Source organism: Streptomyces sp. NBC_01214 (assembly GCF_026340975.1).
Classification (GTDB): Bacteria; Actinomycetota; Actinomycetes; order Streptomycetales; family Streptomycetaceae; genus Streptomyces.
Map to the genome: position 1 here is coordinate 153,018 of NZ_JAPEOS010000001.1, position 16,713 is coordinate 169,730.

Consider the following 16,713-nt stretch of genomic DNA (forward strand, 5'->3'; position numbering starts at 1 on the left):
GCTGGCCGCTGCCGGCCTGTGCGCCGCGGCTGGAGTCCGCCCAATGATCGTCCGTCACGTTCGTCAAAACGATCCTTCCATCCTCCAGGACACCGTTTCCGGTGTGCCGCGACGCTCTCGACCGTTGCTTTGGCCCTCGATGAGGCACACACCGTTGACCGCCCCCAGCTGCTCCCTGTGCTGCGCATCGACAGGAGCGACCGTGCGTTCGAGGCCGATTACCTCCTCACCCGCCACACGAAAATCTATGACGGCCGGAGTAGACATTGGGCTGTGGCGTGGTTATGGTTTCTCTCGTAGCCCAGAGAGACAGCAGGGCCTGGCAGAGACGAACTGCCGGGCAGCAGTATCCGCAGTTGCAGTGCGCAGGACGGTGCGGTGGTGGAGTTCCGAAGCCAGGGTTGTTGCAGGACGGCGACGGGACTGACGACCGGACCGGGTGGCCCGCAGTGATCAGGGGCCGCCGTGAGCAGTACCAGCAGTTGACGCAGTGGCAGTACCCGTAAGTGCAGTTCGCAGTACCCAGCAGTGAAGTAAGTGAGCAGCACCTCGGTGAAGGCGTCGGCTGCGGACGCACGCACCGGGAAGTTCGGCAGTGGGGTTCTAAGCCAGAGCAGACGCAGGATGGGCAACGGGGCTGGCTGCCGAAGAGTGGCGCTGACACAGGCCACTGAGCAGTACGCAATACAGCAGTACCAGCAGTAAGCAGTTGATCACCGAGGGAAGAACGGAGGAGCCGAGCACCATCAGGATCGCCCGGGCGGAAGCCTTGAGCCCGGGTACCGCAGGACATCGATAGTGAGGTGGTCTCCGGTCAAGCAACCGCGATCCCCGCACTCCCGGCAGCATCTCGGTCGGGTCGGCGGAAACACAGGGTCGGCGCAGTATCAGGGCCGACAGATGGTGTAGTAGTTCCTTCGGGGCCCTGGTGCCGTACGGCACCAGGGCCCCTCCATGCGTTCCATGAGAGAGGTTCAATGACAGCAGACGACTCGTTCGGCCGTCTCGACGATGACGACTACCCCGCCTACACGATGGGCCGGGCTGCCGCCATGCTCGGCACCACCCAGGGCTTCCTCCGCGCCATCGGCGAAGCCCGCCTGATCACCCCGCTCCGCTCCGAGGGCGGCCACCGCCGCTACTCCCGCTACCAGCTCCGCATCGCCGCCCGCGCCCGGGAACTCGTCGACCAGGGCACCCCCATCGAGGCCGCCTGCCGCATCATCATCCTCGAAGATCAGCTCGAGGAAGCCCAGCGCATCAACGCCGAGTACCGCCGCGCCGCCGAATCATCCGCGCCGCCGTCCTCGGCCTGACCCGAGTGTGCCCGTCGGGATCGGCGGGCCTCGGTCGTCGAAGGAGTGCTATTCGGGTGCGGACGCCTCCGCCGGGTCCGCCCCGGCGTCAGCGCTGCGTGTGACCTGGTGGGTACCGTGCCAGTCCAGGCACATGACCGTCGCGTCGTCCTGGAGACGGCCGCCATGCGCGCGCAGAATCTCGGCGACCAGAGCGCGGGAGGCCTCCCGGGGGTGGAGATCGCCCGTGCGCACAACCAGGGAGGGCAGATCGACCTCCACAGCGCGGCGCTCGAGCATGCCGTCGGTGAGCATCACGAGGCGGTCACCCGGCTGCAGGTCCAGCCGCTGCACCCGATAGGCGGTACGTGGCTGGATACCGAAGGGGAGATCGGCCTCGGGAACCATCTGCTCGACCCTTTCCCGCCTGAGGCGGAGCGGCCAGGGATGCCCGGCGTTCACGAACTGAGTGTTCCCGTCGAGCAGGCTGATGCGCAGCAGCTGCCCAGTGACGAAGCCTCGCCTGCCGTGGTCGATGACGGCCCGGTTGGCCTCCAAGGCCTGTACTTCGAGCTCGGCGCCGGCACGCCTGGCCCTGCGAAGGGCGCCCACTGCGAGGGTGGCGAGTAGCGCGGCTTCCACGTCGTGGCCCATGGCATCGGTGACGGAGAGTTGCATGGTGTCGCGGTCGACGACGTAGTCGAAGGTGTCACCGCCGACGTGCGTGGCCGGTTCCAGCGCTCCGGCGACCGTGAACTGGGCTGCCTCACATGCCAGTGAGGTGGGCAGGAGTCGGTGCTGGATCTCGGCGGCCAGGTTCAGGGGCCGTGTACGGCGACCCCATTGGTAGACGTCGGTGAAGGACCGATTGGCGATCACGATGTAGGCCAGGGCGTGAGCGGTCGCGCCGATCTGCCTCATCGCGTCTTCGTCGGGGTGATCCGGCAGGAAGAGTTCGAGCAGGCCGATGGCGTCGCCGCGGTTGGTGACGGGCGCCACGACCCTGACCCGGCTGTTGCCCTCTCGCTGGAGGGCCGGCAGCTGTGTGCGCAACGCGTCCGCGTAGAGGGTGCCGGGCAGAGCGACGCGCTCAGGGGGCTCGTCGGACTCGACGCTGTCGGCTGCCCCGAGCCGCACCACTGACGACCCGGTGAAGTCGACGATCAGGAACGAGACCGCAGCAGCGTTCAGGCGGTCCCTGAGCATCCGTGCGACGACGTCCAGTGACTCCACAGGGGAGGCGGATTCCGCTGCCGCGAGCACGCCCGCAAGGTCCACCTCCACCAGCTGCTCTCCGCCGGCGCGTCCCTGATGGGCGCCTGGATCTCGCTCCTCGATTGGGGGCATGACCGCTCCTCTCGTCCTCCGACACCGTGGGACCGGCCCCTCCACGAGAACTGCTCCCCGACGCTCTTTCCGAGCGCCCGAGGCCTTACGGTCGGCCCCCACTGCCTCGTCGAAGCCATCCATCCGGGGTCGCAGCCTGTGACCACGGCCGGCACAGATCCGAGAAACCCGCGGGGCCGACCGTGCTCAACCCTGCCCGAGGACCCGCACGCCAGGTGGCTGCTGCTGCCCGCGCAGGCCGCGCTGCCTGACTGGTTCACTCGAACAGCAGGCATCGGCCCTACTCGGGGACGCCGCCCGGCCACCGGCATAGCGCGCACGCCCGGAATCCTCTGAGGACCCGGTTGCGGGGCAAGCACCGGGGCATGGGGATGGCGAGTCAAGCCGGCGGTGTGGCTGTGGCCGCCGCCTTCGAGCCGAGAGTGCGGAGACGGGGTTGTGAGCGGTGTGTGGATGTACGCGCAGGACAGCGGCTACACGTCCCGGCAGTCACTGGTGGGGTTCACGGTTGAGGCGGCTGACGGAACCATCGGGCACGTGGACCGCCAGCAGGACCAGCCCGGCATGCAGCACCTGGTCGTCGACACCGGCGTGTGGGTGTTCGGCAAGAGCATTCTGATCCCGGCCGGCGCCGTCGCCGGCATCGACACCGAAACACGGACGGTAAAGGTTTCAGGGACCCGGGAAGAGATCAAAGCCGCTCCCCAGTTCACCACCGACAGCGAAACGGCTGACCACCGCTATCTGTCCGCCGTCTGCAACTACTACCACTCCCTCCGCCGCCCCCTCGCACCCTGACCCGAAGCCGGCCGGCAACTCGCCCGCCCCAGGGCGACAGCAACCCCGGGGAAGAACATTGCCGTGCTCAGTAGACGGTGAACGAGATGGCGATGTAGTGCGCGGAGAAGGCTGCCACGGTCAGGGCGTGGAAGACCTCGTGGAAGCCGAACCAGCGGGGCGAGGGGTCGGGGCGCTGAAGGGCGTAGACAACCGCGCCCGCACTGTAGAGAAGCCCGCCGGTCACGATCAAAGCGAGTACGGGCGTCCCACCACTGTCCAGGAAGTCGGGCAGGTAACGCACCGGTGCCCAGCCCAGGGCCAGGTAGCAGGGGGTGTACAGCCAGCGGGGAGCTCCGACCCACAGGACACGGAAGGCGATGCCGGCCAGAGCGCCCGTCCACACGATCCACAGCAGGACGGACCGCTGGTCAGGGGGGAGAAGGAGCACGGCAAGCGGGGTACAGGTGCCGGCGATGATCAGGAAGATGTTGGCGTGGTCGAGGCGACGCAGAACGGCCTCACCGAGTGGTCCCCACGTCCCCAGGTGGTAGACGGCGCTCGTCCCGAACAGCATCCAGGCGGTGACGGAGTACACGGTGCAGGCCAGGGTGGCGTGCGGTGTCCCCGCCAGGCAGATGAGGACGATGCCCGCGGCCAGCGATGCGGGGACCATTCCGGCGTGAAGCCAGCCTCGTAGCTTCGGCTTGATCGGCTCCACCAGATCGGCCGCTCGCTCGACCAGGTCGGCAACCGGGTGGGAGTCCTCGGCGGCCTTGTCACGGTGCGATCCGGAGGGAGGACCACTTGCCTCGCAGCCTCCGACCGTCGGTGCGGAAGACACACCGCCGGTTTCGACGTCGTCGCGGGACACTGCTTCCCTTCCTGCCTCGGACTGCTGGGCGTCACTGGCAACCACGTGCTCATGTTAGGAGCCTGCCCGCAGGAGCATGGCCCGAGGCCTGCCTCGGACCACCGGGCCGGCACCGCCGGACACGGTTTGTTCAGCCGTCCATGGTTCCGGCCCTGGAGGCCTGCCGCCAACTGGGGCCGTGGAAGTCGTGTAAGTCGGCGGGCCACGGGAACGATCAGGGCTTCCGAACGGGCCTCTCCGCTCTCCTACGTTCAAGGACCGCCGATGCTTCCCGAGTTCCGCTCCCACGCATCCGCCCCCCTTTCCCACCAGCTGGAACAGCGACTGGGACTGGACCCACGCCTCGAAGCGGGCCGAATCGACGTCGAGCGCGTCGCCGACATCGCCGTCGTCGCATCCGCCCACTCCGATGGGTACGCGGCCACCGCGCACCTCCTCGGACTGCTGGCCGCGCTCCCCGCTCCCACCGAGGCCGGAGAACGCTTCTGGTCGGACCTGTGGAGGACCTCAGGCTCCCTCTACCTGCTGCCCGCCAACATCAAGACGTTCGTGCTGAGTTCGCTGGCCGGAGAAGGAACCGGTCTGGCCGGTCAGATCCTCTCGGCTGTCGACGAGATGACCCCGCCCCAGCGCGTCGCAGCCGGAGAGGTAATCGGCCAGGCGCTCGCCGAATCCGACCACCTCCCCGACCTCAAGACGCAGGTCATCGGCGAGCTGTGGCTCCGGGATCTCGAACTCACCGCCTGGCGGGTCCTGCACGCGGACCACAAGTCAGCTGATCCGGCTGAGCGGAAAGCCTTCCTCGACGCATGGAGGTGTGTCTGAGCGCCAGCCTCCTCTCGACACGGCACGGCCGTAGACGGGCCATCGACGAGCGCCGCCGCTGCTGTTCGGGTCCAACGGCACCCAGAGAGCCGGTGAGGGGAGGAAGGCGAGACGCCTCCCTCCCCTCACCCACCGATCGTCAAGCGCCCTTCGCCTGCCTCTTCACCGCTCCCTTGACGCGGGCAGCGCGTACCCGGGCGTCGATGCCCCCGGCGACCTCCTGCTGGCACCCCTTCCCCCTGACCGGCCTGCTCGGCGGGCTTCTACCAGGCGGTTGCAAGGACGTTGACAGCGGTAGCGCTCTCCTGCCGTCCACCGACCGGTGGACGGCAGGTTCAACCGGCCGGGCGTGTCGGGCTGTGCACCCCGCCGACCAGGATCTCCGGTATGAGTCAACTCCCTGTGCAGATAGCCCGTTGGAGCGCCCAGCACGCATGGCGTGCGATCGCCGGCTGGTTCGTGTTCGTCTTTCTGTGCCTCGGCGTCGGCATCGCGGTCGGCACCAACGAGGCCAGCGTCGAGGACTTCCGGGTCGGTGAGGCGGGGCGCGCCGAAGCGATGGCAGCCGAAGGGGGCCTGCAGCGCAGGCCCACCGAGCAGATCATCTTCTACGCCAAGTCCGGACCTCCGGACATGGCCGCAGCCGACTCCGCGGCACGGGACCTCACCGAGCGGATGCGGAAGCTGTCCGAGGTGGACAGCGTGGCGGCCCCGGTCCGCTCCAAGGACGGCAAGGTGCTCAGGGTCTCGGTGGTCCTGAAGGGCCCCGAGCTGGACGGCAAGAAGAACGTCGTCCCGCTCCTCGAACAAACGGCGAAGGTGCGCGACGAGTACCCCGACCTGGTCGTGGAGGAGACCGGCTCCCCCTCCATCAGCAAGGGCGTCAATGATCAGCGCGGGAAGGACCTCGCGCTCTCCGAGCGCATCACGCTGCCGGTCACGCTCATCACCCTGCTGATCGTCTTCGGATCGGTGGTCATGGCCAGTGTGCCGCTGCTGCTCGCGCTCTCCTCGATCGCCGGCGCCCTGGGGCTGTCCATGATCGCGTCCCACGGCCTCCCCGACCCCGGTGTCGGGACCAACATGATCCTGCTCATCGGCCTGGCCGTGGGAGTCGACTACACGCTCTTCTACCTCAAGCGTGAACGCGAGGAAAGGGCCCGTGCCGGTGGTCGGCTCGGCTCGGAAGCCCTGGTGGAGCTGGCGGCGGCGACCGCGGGCCGGTCCATCGTGGTCTCCGGCCTCGCCGTGATCGTCTCCACCGCCACCTTGTATCTGGCCGGGGACGTCATCTTTTCCTCGCTGGCGACGGGGACCATCCTGGTCGTGGCGGTCGCCGTGGTCAGCTCCCTGACCGTACTTCCCGCACTCCTCGCGACGATCGGCCGCCGGTCCGAGCGCCGTTCGGCCCGCAAGGCCGCCCGCCGGGCGAGCCGCGGCAAACCGGTCCGTACGAAGCGGGCGGCGGCCGAAACGGGCCGGGTGTTCGGCGCCCTGCTGCGGCCCGCGCAGAAGCGTCCCGCCGTCACCCTGAGCGTATCGGTGCTCGTCATGCTCGCCCTGGCGGCGCCCGCGCTCGGCATGAAGCTCATCGACCCGGGCAAGGACACCTTCTCGCGCGACATCCCGGCCATGCAGGTCTACGACCGGCTGAACGCAGCCTTTCCGGAGCTTCTGGTCAAGCATGAGGTCGTCGCCCGCTCCACCCCGGACCGGGCCCCGGAGGTGAGGCAGGCTCTGGCGGATCTCGGCCGGCGGGCGCAGGCCGATCCTCTGTTCGCCAGGACCGCCGAGCCGGAGGTGCGTACGTCGGCCGACGGCCGGATCAGTGTGCTGGAGCTGGCCGTCCCGTACCCCGCGCCCTCCGCCGAAGCGACCGAGTCGCTCGGGCATCTCCGTAAGGACCATGTGCCCGCCACGGTCGGCATGCTGTCCGGCGTGGAGACGGGGGTGAGCGGTGACGTGGCCCGGGGCCGCGACTACGTGCATCACGAGAAGAGCAAGCTCCCGCTGGTCATCGGGTTCCTGCTGCTGGTCACCTTCGGGATGACCGTGTGGGCGTTCCGCTCGGTGGTCATCGGTCTGATCGGCGTCGTGCTCAATCTGCTGTCTGCCGGGGCCTCGCTCGGCCTGCTGGTCGTGTTCTTCCAGGGGACGTGGGCGGAGGACCTGCTGGCCTTCGACTCCCTCGGCGCGATCGCGTCCCGGGTGCCCCTGTTCCTCTTCGTGATTCTCTTCGGCCTGTCGATGGACTACCAGGTATTCGTGGTCAGCCGGATCCAAGAGGCCATGCACAACGGAATGTCAGCCCGCGAGGCAGTGCTGGACGGAATCACCCGGTCGGCCAAGGTGGTAACCAGCGCGGCGATCGTGATGGTGACGGTGTTCGGCGCCTTCGTCGCCCTGCACCTCACCGAGATGAAGCAGATGGGCTTCTGTCTGGCGGTGGCCGTACTGCTGGACGCCGTGGTCATCCGGCTCATGGTCCTGCCGTCTCTCCTGCTTCTTCTCGGCGAGCGGGCATGGTGGCCGCTCCGGCCGACCCGGTCGTCCCCTACGGCGCAGATCACCACCCCGGCTCCCCGTCCATTCGAGAACGTAGTCTGACGATCATGCTTCAACGTCCGCAGCGCGGGGACCCGTTCTGGATATGGATGCTCCACTGGTGGGACGTCATGTCCTGGGTGATCATTGGCCTGCTGGCCGTGATCACCATCGTGGGAGACACCCCCCGCCCGACCGGTTACGGGTCGCTGGGGCTGCTGGCACTTCTCGGCATCTGTTACGGGCTCGTACGCAGACGCCCCGGCAATCCGGTGCTCGGCGCGTACGCCTATCTGGCCTTACTGGTCCCCGTCCTGGGCGGACTCGCCTACCTCCGCGACGGCTTCGGGGTGCTGTACACGCTGGCGCTCCCACAGTTCGTCATCTTCGTGAACAGTCTGCGGTCCTCGATCGTCTACAGCGGGCTCGGCGCCGTGGCCATCACGGTCGGCGGCAGCCTGCGGGAGGGCCTGAACGCCGAGGTCCTCACCACCAACGCCATCTCTTCGTTCGCTGTCTACGCGGTGAGCGTCCTGATCGCCGTACTGACGCCCCGGGCCCTTGAACTGCGCGACGAACGCGCCCAGCTGCGCACTGAGTTGAAAAGCACCCAGCTCAGCCTGGCCGAGGCACACCGGCTCCAGGGCGCCGCAGAGGAGCGCGAGCGCCTCGCACGGGAGATCCACGACACCCTCGCCCAGGGCTTCGCCTCCATCATCGCGCTGGCGGAGGCGGCCCGCTCCGGCCTCGAAACCGATGCGGAGAGGAGCGCGCAGCAGTTGCAATCCATCGAGCAGACCGCCCGCGACAACCTCGCCGAGGCCCGCGTCCTCGTCGGCTCAGCCCCCCAGAGCGGCGTGGCTCCCGGCTCGGCGGCCAGAACCCTGCGGCGGACCCTGGACCGGTTCACCGAGGACACCGGGGTCACCGTCACCGCAGACCTGCCGGACATCGAGTGCGACCAACCGACTCGGATCGCGCTGCTCCGCTGCGCTCAGGAGTCCCTCGCCAACATCCGCAAGCACGCGGCAGCCTCCGCCGTGGACATCGTCCTGGCACGGCAGCCGTTCGGCATCGAGCTGGAAATCATCGACGACGGACGGGGCTTCGTGGTCGAGGAGTCCCGAGGCTTCGGACTCAACGGCATGCGCAAACGCCTCGCCGAACTCGGCGGCGAACTCACCGTCACCAGCTCGGTTGGAGATGGCACCCGCATCCTCGCCATGATTCCCACGAACGGTCAGGTGTGACATGACTACATCGGCAGACGCGCTCCGCATCATCCTGGCCGACGACCACGCGGTGATGCGCGCCGGCCTGGTTGCGCTGCTGGCCTCCGAGCCCACCATCGACATCGTCGGCGAAGCAAGCGACGGCCGGGAGGCGGTCGAGCTGGTCGACCGGCTGCAGCCCGACCTGGCGCTGCTGGATCTGCGGATGCCGGTGCTCGACGGGGTGGGTGCCACCGCCGAGATCGTCGCGGGCCGTCCGGGTACTCGCGTGCTGATCCTGACCACCTACGACACCGACACCGAGATCGAGCATGCAGTAGAGGCGGGCGCGACCGGCTACCTCCTCAAGGACGCCACCCGCGAGCAGCTCGTCGAGGCCATCCACTCAGCGTCCCGGGGCGAGACCGTCCTGGCCCCACGCGTCGCGCAGCGTCTGGTGGCCAAGATGCGGCAGCCCTCGCCGGTGACGCTCACCGCGCGCGAGGTGGACGTGCTGAGTGCTGTCGCGGACGGCCTGTCCAATCCGGAGATCGGCAAGCGCTTGGTCATCTCCGAGGCCACGGTGAAGACCCATCTGCTCCGGATCTTCGCCAAGCTGAACGTCAGCGACCGCACGCGCGCGGTCGTACTGGCCCTGCAGGGGGGTCTACTGGACCGGCGTTAGCCCGCCTGCGGCTCGACCTGAGCCGCTTGCTCAGTGGTTACGGCCGCAGGCGTCGGCTCCCGGCCGCATCCCTGCGGACCGTCACCGCCTTCGCAGCACCCACAGAACGCGCTCGTAGCCGCGCCTTCCCGGCACGTGCCCCATCCGTGCCCTTCGGAGCGGTGAACAGCGGACAACACCGGGCTCCGAAGGCATCTCCAAACGCACACCCTGGGGAGGGTTTCTGCAGGTCAGAGACCACGTGAGCAGCCCGAGCACCGTTGATTCCCAAGCCTATAGCGCGGGTTCGATTCCCGTCATCCGCTCTTGAACGAAGGCCCAGGTCACAGACCTGGGCCTTCGTCGTTGTCTAGACCTGCTCAGGAGTCCCGCACCACTTGCGCACCACTTGACCCCTGCGCGGCCTGCTCGGCGGTCTTCTGCCGCGCGGCGCGCACCATCCCGTCCAGCCCGCCGGCAACCTCCTTCTGCCGCTCGTGATCAGAGTGTTGGTAGATCAACGCGGCCTTCTCCGACGACTGGCCGGCGCGGACCATCGTGTCCTTCAGCCTCGCCCCGGACCGCGTCGACAGGGTGTGCCCGGTGTGACGAAGGTCGTAAAACCTGAACGACTTCGGCGTGCCGACCACGTCGCGGGCCTTGCGCCACTTGCGGCCGAAGGCGGTGCCGCGCAGGGCAGCGCCCTTCTCCCCACGAACACCAGACCCTCGGGTCCGGGCTGGGCGTACCAGTCCAGGTGCCGGCGTACGTCGAGGAGGACGAAGCCGGGCAGCATGATCTCCCGTTTACCCACCCGGGATTCGGGGTCGCCGGTCACACGGCGTCCGGTGTTCAACTCCGGAGCCGCACGTCGGACGCGCACGGATCCGGTGTCAAGGTCGATGTCGGCGCGACGCAGCTCGCCCAACCCCTCGGGTCTCATGGAGGCGAAGGCGCCCAGCAGCACCATCAGTCGCCAGCGGATACCTATGGCCTCGGCGAGCCGCGAAGACCTGGATCAATGCTGGCGACTGTCCACTCGTCGGGAATCGCCCGACCCCGACGTCCTTTCGGGCAAGCCGAGGGGCGCCGAGCAGTCAGGGCCCTCTGTCATCCACCGTCTGCCCCGGGGCAGCCCCTACGTCCCGGAGGGATCCCCGAGGGAGCGTCCGGCGTTGTCGATGAGTTCCTTGTACGTGATGACCTCAACACGGTTCACGTGCGTGTTGAACGTCCGCAACGCTTCGTTGATCTCCCGCTCCGGCACGCTCGGCTGTACAGCCGGATGGCCGATCAGGACGATGGCGCTCGCCCGGCGTGTCTCGATGCCGAATTCTTCGAAGATCTGCTGACGGTTCTCATCCAGCCCGACAAGGTAGTTAACCGCTTGCCCGACGGCATCGTGCACCGCAGCAGTGGGTACCCAGGCTCCGCGATGTCGCTTCACTAGAGGCCCCTGCATGCTGACGGCACGCTTCAACTCGACGATGTGAAGGCTTCCATCCCCGCGAATCAGAGGAATGTCGACCTCGTCACCGGACACCAACCTGCGCTGGGCAGCTTCCCCAACGAATCGCCCGCCAAAGATCCAGTGCTGTCCCTCCAACGCCCGTTGTAGGTCCAGCTCGGTTGCTGTTCTGTCCTCCGCCACTTCGCGCAGGCTGGCCAGCCGGGCCGAGCGCTGCTGCAGCTGGGCCGCGCGAAGGATCATCTGGCCATCTGGGTCAGCGGCCAGGAGAGCCCATGCCTCTGGTGACGCGGCAATCCGCTGAGCGGATTCCTCTGGATCTTCGATATCGACCCGTTCCTGAAGCACACGTTCCAGCCACACCATCCTCTCCGCCCGGCCGCGAAGGAGCGAGTAGCGCCCTGGTCGGCCTTCCGGCGCTACGAGGTACCGCGCGTCATGGCTGAGTGAGTCAATATGGGCCAACAGATCATCCACACCTGCGCCGGGATGCTGCTCCATGAACTCGCGACCCGCCTCGGCGACGTACTTGAAGTTGATCTCAAGCGTGCCCGCCACAAACCGCCGAAGCCGCTGGTTGCGAATGCCATCTCGAAAAAGACGGTATCTCTCGTGGAACTCCGGCTGCAGGATCCGTTCCTCGGCGTAATCGAGAGAGTCCTGCAGCAGCCGCACAACCTCCCACTCACCAACCGAGGCTGCGTGCCCGCGCGCCTCTGCCAAGAGTTGCACAAGCGCCTTCCCGCCTCTGCGGTGGCCACCTACTCCAGTTCTCATGTGCTGGATCACAGAGGTGATCGCTCGCTTCACCTCGTCGTTCGCCGCCTGCTCGTGAACGTACTCAAGCTGCAGGTCCAGTGAGAAGTCTGATCTGACACCCATGGGCGTAAGTGTGACCGGCAGGTGTGACAATCCCTCGCGGGTACTGACCGCTCTCTACCCCCGACTCGGCCGGGCCCTACTTCGACCGACTGGCAGAAGAGACCATCGTCAACGGCTGCGGGACAACGGACTACGACCACCCCTCCGAGCCCGTCGCCGCGGCCGCACGCGCGAGCACGCTGCTGCGCCGATGCTCCGCGGCCTGCTCTTCGACAGATCCTCGGTAGCGACCTGGTGCGGGGGCCTGCCTCTCGCTCTCCTTAGGCGGGCTCAACGACGATCTCCAGATCGCGCAGGTCACGTTCTGCACGCCGCTGCCGGAACCTCCGGCCTACACCGCCGGTCTCTCGCAGGAACGGTATGCCGTCGTAGCCGAGTCCTCCATCCACGGCTACTCGGGCTGGGGATGTGACGAGGGACCGTGCCATAACGTGCCAGTAGAGGCGGTGAGCAGCGGTCAACATGGGGGCACCAGGAACGGCGGACACCGCCCGAATGCGAGACATTCCCGCAGGTCAAGCCGCACATACCTACCCCGGTGCCGGATGATTCCCAAGCTTATAGCGCGGGTTCGATGCCCGTCATCCGCTCCATAGCAAAGCCCCCAGGTCAGCGACCCGGGGCTTTGTCGTTGTCCAGACCTATCTAGGCGCCGCGCGCCGCTTGCACACCACCTGCCTCCCCTGCGCGGCCTGTTCGGCAGCCTCCTGCCGCGCGGCGCGACCATCCCGTGCAGCCCCGCCAGCTCCTCCTTCCGCCTGTGGTGATCAAAGTGCTGGTAGATCAACGCGGCCTTATCCGAGGGCTGGCATGCGCGGACCATAGAGTCCTTCAGGGCGACAGCGACCCAAAGAGCAATCCGCACTTCGGAATCACCAGCCATGCGGCGGTGTAGCACCGAGAGCAGCGGCTCATACGACCATGTTCGTCCGCCTTGCGAAGGGAGTCTGAAGGCAAACCCCGCCTGCTCGGTCGCGATCGGACTCGGCAGCCACGACTTGGGGGTGGCCGATGCTGCGGTCGACCTGTACCGGCGCGGCATGGCTCCCCTGCTCGTGTTCACCGGGGCCACCAGCCCGACGACGCGCGAACGAATGCCCCGCGGAGAGGCCGTCCACTACCGCGAGCGGGCGTTGGAGCTCGGGGTGCCCAGCTCGGCCGTGCTCGTGGAGCCATGCGCTCAGAACACGGGTGAGAACATCCGCTTCAGCCGAGAACTACTCGAAGGGGCTGGTGTCGACGTCTCCTCCGTACTGCTGATCAGCAAGCCGTACGAGGAGCGACGCGCGTACGCCACCGCACGGAAGCTGTGGCCTGGAGTCGAGTTCGTCAGCGCTTCCAGCCCGATGACGTTGGACGAGTACGTCGACTCCATCGGTGATGCCCGCTTGGTCATCGACATGTTGGTCGGCGCGTTGCAGCGGCTGTTGATCTACCCAGAACAGGGATTCATGATCAGCCAGCACGTCCCGGACGACGTGACCGAGGCGTACGAACGACTGTGCCGGCAAGGCTTCACGAGTCGACTTTTGCGGGATGCGCCGGGTCAGGCCCGGAGCCAGACGCGCCGGTGACGAGCGACCGCGAACACCTGCTCCACCTGCTCTGGTGTGAGCTTGCCTGTGAGCGGACCCAGAGACGCCACCTCACGCTCTTGGTAGATGCGAACGGAGTACTGCGTCGCCGCCCGATCCAGGGACGCGATGCCGACGAAGACAAGGGCAGGCTCGACAGGCACCTTGAAGGCGCAGTACCTCCCCAGAACGCGCCGCACGAAGTCCGCCTCAGCGTGGCTTGCCACCGCGTACGGCCGTGGCTTCCCGCCGTTGATTTTGGCCATCGAGTCGCCGACCCAGACCGAGGCGCCGCGGTGGTTCTTGGTGTTGATGCTGAACACGCCGCCAGGACCGATCAGCAGGTGGTCGATGTCGCCGCCGTTCCCCTTCTCGATGCCGTGAAGTACCCGCCAGCCCAGTGGGGACAGGCGTTCCAGCTCACGTCCCACCCGCCTCTCCCCTTCGAGGCCGGCATACCAGCTGTCCCAGTCCGAGGACTGCCGGAGTAACTTCGCCTTCAGCCGCTGAAGCGTCGACGGCCCCCGCTCGGCGATCGTCCCGACAAGTCGGGAGCCTGGCCGATTCCTCGCCAGGTCCTCACTGGGACTGAGGGGTGGGAGAGCCGCCGGCCGCTCGGATCGGTGGTTCCGGGTTGGAGGGGTGGACGACCCGGGCTGCCGAGTGGGGGACGCAGGGCGGGATTCACGAGCGGGAGAGGGGGTGGAGCCGACGGTGAGCCCCTCACCGAGGTGACGTCGGAGAAGGGTCAGCGCCTCGTCCTGGTACTTCCGCATCTTGATCGTCACGGTCTTGGTCGCCCGATCCGCCCAGGCGACAGCCGTGCCGTCCGGCAGATTCACGTAGAGCCGGTCCTTGCCGTGCCTCTTCCACGCATGCACCGTCAGATCGCTCATCAGCCGCCCCCCTGCGTGCCGTCGCCACACACATGCCAACAGCTGGTGGCCAGGTCGGCAAGACCGCCGGCGTGCCGCTCCTGCCGTCGGCCCGGTTCGTTGTGCGGGTGGAGAGCTGTGGCTGAGCTACCCACTTGGCTTGACCCAGCCCGGGCAGGGCACCGGCCGAAATCGACAGCCGATCACGTAGACCTGTTCAGGCGCGATGGGCCTAGTATCCGCCTGTGCTGGAGTTCATAGGTGGGATCTTGGGGATCCTTGCTGCCCCCATCCAAGCTTTTGTGGCGCTCTTTCTCATTGCTCTCGGGGCCTTCATCGTGTCCATCCCTGAACTGCTGTGGCAGGGGATCAAGGCGCTGTGGAGAGGCCTTTTCACCGTGCTCGTGCCCGCTCGGCGCGCTGATTGGCTAAACCGACGTAGGGAGAATCGTGCGTTTAAGCGTCGTCTGCGCGAGCAGGTAGCCGAGTACGAGCTCAACGCGCCAGTAGACGAAGAGAGTCTCCAGCTCGCCCGCATGCGTAAGGAATCCGAGCAGCGATTGGCAACGCTGCTGAGGCGACACGAACAGGCGCGCCGCCAGCGCGTCAGACGGAGGATGGCATCAGTCGCTGACACCAGCAGTCGCGAATGACGGCGGTCTGACACGATGGCGTGAAGGGTCGCAGGACACTAGCTGACGGTGTTCAGTCGATCGCGGATCTAAGCGCCTTTCTCTGGTAGCGGCATGGGCAGGTTCCCGTCCCCTTCCGCGTCGCTGGTGCCGCAGCGAAGTACCGCAACCACGGCACCTGCCCCAGCCCGATGACGTCTCTCAGGGGACTCGTAGCGGCCGGAATGGCCGTCACTGACCGAAGATCGGTGATTCTCAGGCTTGTTGCGCGGGATCGATTCCCGTCATCCGCTCCATGACCAAGCCCCAGGTCAGCGGCCTGGGGCTTTGCTCTTACCCCATCCGGTTCCGGGGGGCGCACCGCTTGCGCACCACACGGCCCCCCACGTGGGCCGCAGTTGGTGCTCAGCAGGCGTAGGGATCCGCGTCGGATCCGGTCAGGAGGACGCATTGCGCAGGTCGGGGCGGTTCCTGGGCAGACCGAAGCCCGCCATCTCCTTCTCCTCGTAGGACAGGAAACCCAGGCTTCGGTAGAACGCGTGGTTGCGCTCGCCCTCCGGTGACGACTCGTGGTCCGTGGAGAGGACGAAGAAGCGGCAGTGCGAGTACCGTCGCATGAGGTGCTCGACCAGGGACCGGCCGACGCCCTGCCGGTGGTGCGCGGGGTTGACCACAACGTCCTGGACGTGGCAGATGTGTTCGTCGTCGGAGATCGTTCGGGCCAGACCGAGGAGTGTTCCCCAACCGTCCCGTGCCGTGATGACCAAGGGGGAGTTGGCCAGGCCCCGGCACAGCCTGCCGACGTCGCGGGTGTAGCCCTCCCATCCGACCGAGTCGTAGAGGCTCAGCATTTCGTCCGGATCGAATACATCCTCTTTCCCTACGTACACGCTGAAACCCCCCGTGCGGCAGTGCCGCTCCGCATCCCCGACCCGACACCCCGTCCGACTTCGCATCCGCCGGACCGGCCAAGACCGACACCGCGCTCGGCGCCGCGTACCAGTGCTTCGCGATACATCAGATCGGTCCCGCTGCCCTCTCGGACGTCTCGGACGTCTCGGACGTCTCGGCAATCGTGAAGATCCGGTCCAGGTGGTAACGGAGCACCTCGATCGCCGACTCCGAACTCCGCTGGCCCACGAGGATGCTGGTGCCCAGGGTCGCCGCCATCGCGAGCAGGCTCATCGCCTCCGTGCGTGCGTCGGCACCCGGGTCGGCAACGCCCGACGCCTGCGCCTGTTCGAGGAGTCCGGTCAGGGCGTGTTCCGCGGCGTCGGGGTTGTCGATGAAGGGCTGGGCGGCCAGCGCCTCGTCGGTCACCGACAGGATCGCGTACGAGCTGTACAGGAGGTGGAACGTGCGACTCTCCTGGTCGGTCGGCAGCGAGGCCAGCAGCATTTCCTCCACCGTGGCGCGCGGGCCCGGGTCCGGGCCGGCAGCGGCCAGCCGGACGCCCACCCTCGCGGTGAAGCGGTCGGTCAGGTGCCGGAGGCCGTAGAAGAGCAGCCTCTCCTTGGTCTCGAAGTAGTACTGCACGAGCCGGAGCGACACGCCCGCCTCGGCGGCCACGTCGCGCATGCCGACGGCGTGCAGCCCGCGCCGCCCCGCCACCTGGATGAGCGCTTCGGCGATCTGGGCGCGCCGCTCCTCGTGATCCACCCGCTTCGGCATGGTCCCGTGTCTCCGCCTGTCGATGGTGGATTCGCGCCCGGTTACCCGAACCCCTTCATGATACCGATGTACCA

General features: G+C 67.4%; 14 protein-coding genes and 1 pseudogene. 8 read left to right on the forward strand and 7 right to left on the reverse strand.

Annotated elements, in window-relative coordinates; genetic code table 11:
- The first annotated feature begins 977 nt into the window (after nucleotides 1–977).
- Nucleotides 978–1,316 carry a MerR family transcriptional regulator gene (locus tag OG594_RS00790; RefSeq protein ID WP_030755667.1) on the forward strand — a complete coding sequence of 113 codons (339 nt, stop codon included), beginning with the start codon at nucleotides 978–980 and terminating at the stop codon, nucleotides 1,314–1,316.
- Nucleotides 1,317–1,364: 48 nt separating this feature from the next.
- Here OG594_RS00790 and OG594_RS00795 read toward each other — a convergent pair whose 3' ends face one another.
- Nucleotides 1,365–2,573, reverse strand: a complete 1,209-nt coding sequence (locus tag OG594_RS00795; protein WP_266602497.1) for a PP2C family protein-serine/threonine phosphatase — start codon at nucleotides 2,571–2,573, stop codon at nucleotides 1,365–1,367.
- A 507-nt stretch (nucleotides 2,574–3,080) separates the two neighbouring features.
- Between OG594_RS00795 and OG594_RS00800 the strand changes: the two genes are divergently transcribed.
- A complete protein-coding gene (locus OG594_RS00800) occupies nucleotides 3,081–3,440 on the forward strand; it encodes a PRC-barrel domain containing protein (protein ID WP_266594585.1) in 360 nt (119 codons plus the stop codon).
- A 67-nt stretch (nucleotides 3,441–3,507) separates the two neighbouring features.
- On the opposite strand, the gene OG594_RS00805 is transcribed toward OG594_RS00800, so the two are convergent.
- Nucleotides 3,508–4,338: a hemolysin III family protein gene (locus OG594_RS00805; protein ID WP_266594586.1), complete on the reverse strand. Its 831-nt coding sequence runs from the start codon at nucleotides 4,336–4,338 to the stop codon at nucleotides 3,508–3,510.
- Between the two features lie 219 nt (nucleotides 4,339–4,557).
- Here OG594_RS00805 and OG594_RS00810 point away from each other — a divergent pair, with 219 nt between their 5' ends.
- The 4 genes from OG594_RS00810 to OG594_RS00825 all read left to right on the forward strand — a co-directional run bounded on the left by OG594_RS00810 (nucleotide 4,558) and on the right by OG594_RS00825 (nucleotide 9,558).
- Nucleotides 4,558–5,118 (forward strand): hypothetical protein, encoded by a 561-nt coding sequence (locus OG594_RS00810; protein ID WP_266594587.1) that lies wholly within the window; start codon nucleotides 4,558–4,560, stop codon nucleotides 5,116–5,118.
- Between the two features lie 387 nt (nucleotides 5,119–5,505).
- On the forward strand, nucleotides 5,506–7,725 hold the full coding sequence (locus OG594_RS00815) for an MMPL family transporter (protein ID WP_266594588.1): 2,220 nt from the start codon (nucleotides 5,506–5,508) through the stop codon (nucleotides 7,723–7,725).
- A gap of 5 nt (nucleotides 7,726–7,730) precedes the next feature.
- Nucleotides 7,731–8,912 carry a sensor histidine kinase gene (locus tag OG594_RS00820; protein WP_266594589.1) on the forward strand — a complete coding sequence of 394 codons (1,182 nt, stop codon included), beginning with the start codon at nucleotides 7,731–7,733 and terminating at the stop codon, nucleotides 8,910–8,912.
- A gap of 1 nt (nucleotide 8,913) precedes the next feature.
- Nucleotides 8,914–9,558: a response regulator transcription factor gene (locus tag OG594_RS00825; RefSeq protein WP_266594590.1), complete on the forward strand. Its 645-nt coding sequence runs from the start codon at nucleotides 8,914–8,916 to the stop codon at nucleotides 9,556–9,558.
- A gap of 359 nt (nucleotides 9,559–9,917) precedes the next feature.
- Here the strand turns inward: OG594_RS00825 and OG594_RS00830 are convergent.
- Nucleotides 9,918–10,540: pseudogene (locus OG594_RS00830) on the reverse strand (tyrosine-type recombinase/integrase); the annotation flags it as partial.
- A gap of 135 nt (nucleotides 10,541–10,675) precedes the next feature.
- Nucleotides 10,676–11,887 carry a Shedu anti-phage system protein SduA domain-containing protein gene (locus OG594_RS00835; protein ID WP_266594591.1) on the reverse strand — a complete coding sequence of 404 codons (1,212 nt, stop codon included), beginning with the start codon at nucleotides 11,885–11,887 and terminating at the stop codon, nucleotides 10,676–10,678.
- Between the two features lie 947 nt (nucleotides 11,888–12,834).
- On the opposite strand from OG594_RS00835, the gene OG594_RS00840 reads away from it, so the two are divergent.
- Nucleotides 12,835–13,461: a YdcF family protein gene (locus tag OG594_RS00840; RefSeq protein WP_266602499.1), complete on the forward strand. Its 627-nt coding sequence runs from the start codon at nucleotides 12,835–12,837 to the stop codon at nucleotides 13,459–13,461.
- Here the strand turns inward: OG594_RS00840 and OG594_RS00845 are convergent.
- Nucleotides 13,434–14,357 carry a nuclease-related domain-containing protein gene (locus OG594_RS00845; protein WP_266594592.1) on the reverse strand — a complete coding sequence of 308 codons (924 nt, stop codon included), beginning with the start codon at nucleotides 14,355–14,357 and terminating at the stop codon, nucleotides 13,434–13,436. The two genes, OG594_RS00840 and OG594_RS00845, sit on opposite strands and share 28 nt — an antisense overlap.
- 224 nt (nucleotides 14,358–14,581) lie before the next feature.
- Here OG594_RS00845 and OG594_RS00850 point away from each other — a divergent pair, with 224 nt between their 5' ends.
- On the forward strand, nucleotides 14,582–14,989 hold the full coding sequence (locus OG594_RS00850; RefSeq protein ID WP_266594593.1) for a hypothetical protein: 408 nt from the start codon (nucleotides 14,582–14,584) through the stop codon (nucleotides 14,987–14,989).
- A gap of 416 nt (nucleotides 14,990–15,405) precedes the next feature.
- On the opposite strand, the gene OG594_RS00855 is transcribed toward OG594_RS00850, so the two are convergent.
- Both OG594_RS00855 and OG594_RS00860 read right to left on the reverse strand, forming a co-directional pair.
- Entirely contained in the window at nucleotides 15,406–15,819 is a 414-nt protein-coding gene (locus OG594_RS00855; protein WP_266594594.1) for an N-acetyltransferase, read from the reverse strand.
- Nucleotides 15,820–15,985: 166 nt separating this feature from the next.
- Nucleotides 15,986–16,639 carry a TetR/AcrR family transcriptional regulator gene (locus OG594_RS00860; RefSeq protein WP_266594595.1) on the reverse strand — a complete coding sequence of 218 codons (654 nt, stop codon included), beginning with the start codon at nucleotides 16,637–16,639 and terminating at the stop codon, nucleotides 15,986–15,988.
- Nucleotides 16,640–16,713 lie beyond the last annotated feature (74 nt).